This window comes from Acidocella facilis ATCC 35904, from assembly GCF_000687875.1.
Classification (GTDB): Bacteria; Pseudomonadota; Alphaproteobacteria; order Acetobacterales; family Acetobacteraceae; genus Acidocella; species Acidocella facilis.
Window position 1 is genome coordinate 1 of the sequence record NZ_JHYG01000043.1, and the last position, 2,096, is coordinate 2,096.

The following is a 2,096-nucleotide window of genomic DNA, read 5'->3' on the forward strand; positions in this document are numbered from 1 at the left end:
AGCGGGCGCAATATGCTGGTGAGGATTATATCGCGGCGGGCGGCGCCGTCATGCGCGATCTGTTCCAGCAGGATGATGGCGGCTGGTTGCAGGATAGCGGCTTGCTGGCCCGCGTGGTGGCGGAGAGGCTGGAACGCGATGCCGATGCGATCCGCGCCGAGGGTTGGAAATGGGTCGAAATGGCACCAGAATTCCCGTATGGCCATAGCTACGGCCTGCGGCGGATTACAGGCACGCGCCGCCAGCTCACCGATAAGGAAATCGCTCAGGTTGAGGCGTTACGGGCCGAGGCCGAGCAACTCGAGGAAGAAGCCGCCGCGGCGGATGAGGTCTCCGATGATGCCGATGCTCGCCTTGCGGAAATCGAAGCCGAGATTGACGTACTGACCCAGCGCCCGCCGGTGTATGACTCTGTCGAGATTGCCATGGCGGGGGTGTTTGTCAGCATCGACGGCAATGGCGTGCTGCGCGTCGAGCGCGGCTATGTCCGCCCCGAGGATGAGCCGCCGGTGGTTGAGGAAGCCGATGAGCTTGGCTTGGCGGGCGAGGGTAGTGGTATCGCAGATGATGATAGCGATCCCGCCATGCCGGAGAGCCGCATCATTGTCGCGCATGTTGGTGATGCGGCCGAACCGGAAGTGGAGGAGGAAGATGGCATTAAGCCCTTGCCTGACCGGCTGCTGACGGAGCTGACGGCATATCGCACACTGGCGCTGCGCGAGGCGCTGGGCAATGAGCCCGGCATTGCTTATCTCGCCCTACTGCACGCGCTGTGCCTGCGGCTATTCTATCGCTACGGCGCCGAATCCTGCCTGGAGATCGAGGCGAAGAGTGTGATGTTCGGCGCCCAGGCGCCGGGCTTGGCTGACACGCCCTTGGCGGCACGGGTTGATGCACGGCACGAGGCTTGGGCAGCGCAATTGCCCGAAGATAGTGCTGAACTCTGGGATGCTCTCTCCAATCTCGATACGGATAGCCGGGAGGCCTTATTCGCCCATTGCGTGGCGCTGACTCTGAATGCCACGCATGATGCCTATAATCGGCGGCCCCGGGCGTTGGCGCATGCCGGGCGGCTGGCGGAAATTTTGGCGCTTGATCTGGCCGCTGCGGGCTGGGCGCCGAACGTGGACAATTACCTCGGCAGGGTGACGAAGGCGCGCATTCTCGAGGCCGTGCGTGAAGCCAAGGGCGCGCAGGCAGCTCAGCGGCTTGAAGGGCTGAAGAAGGGCGACATGGCCGAGGCCGCCGCGCAGGCGCTGGCGGGCTGTGGGTGGCTGCCCGAGGTGCTGCGGACGAAGGGCGTGGAGGCCATGACGATGCCGGCAGATGCTACGGCAGAAGCCACGTGTAGTGCCGTCGCCATTGATGCCAGTGCGGCTGCGGCCGACGAGGAGGCTGAGGCAGCCGATCTTCCATCCGCTGAAGACGAAGCACAGCTCGAGCCGCACGAGATCGCGGCGGAGTGATCCCAGATCCCGAGGCGGCCCAAAGGCCGCCTCGCCTCCATTCCTTCATCCCATCAAAACCCGGCTTCGTGCCGGGTTTTGCATTTCTGGAGATAGATCATGTCAGACAATCATAATCCACCATCTGGTCAGCAATCGCTTCCTGCGGTTGATCCTTTTATGGCGGCATGGGAACAAAAAGAACGCGCGTATCGCGAGCGTGCGAGTGCCGTGCTCGAGGACAACAAAAAAGCGCTGTTCAGCATTCTGGCGGACCATGGCGTCACCGCCGTGATCGTGAATTTCGACGGCTATGGCGATAGCGGCCAGATCGAGGACATCACGGCCCAGAGCGGCGATGTTATCGTTGAATTGCCGGATGAGCGGATTGAGATTTTCCGGCCGGGCTGGGATAGCCCGGACGTTGAACGCCAAACCCACACGGTGCGCGAAGCCATTGAGGCGCTGTCCTATGATTTTTTGGCGCAGACGCATTGCGGCTGGGAGAATAATGATGGCGCCTACGGCGATTTTACCTTTGAGGTGACGGAGGGCAGCATCACGCTCGACTATAATGAGCGCTATACCGCCTCCGAAAACTATTCCCATGAATTTTGAGGAGGCGGAAATGGCACATCCTTATCATCATGC

The 2,096-nt window shown here is 61.6% G+C and carries 2 protein-coding genes; both read left to right on the top strand.

Annotation, left to right across the window (positions count from 1 at the left end; genetic code table 11):
• The coding region (locus T331_RS20195; protein WP_035180623.1) for a hypothetical protein at positions 1 to 1,466 on the top strand (1,466 nt) is incomplete at its 5' end.
• A 99-nt stretch (positions 1,467 to 1,565) separates the two neighbouring features.
• Positions 1,566 to 2,063, top strand: coding sequence for a DUF6878 family protein (locus tag T331_RS18910; RefSeq protein ID WP_035180625.1), 498 nt, complete (start codon positions 1,566 to 1,568; stop codon positions 2,061 to 2,063).
• The last annotated feature ends 33 nt before the right edge of the window (positions 2,064 to 2,096 follow it).

Coding starts and splice junctions, on each gene's coding strand:
- T331_RS18910 (WP_035180625.1), top strand. CDS start 1,566: ATGTCAGACAATCATAATCCACCATCTGGTCAGCAATCGCTTCCTGCG.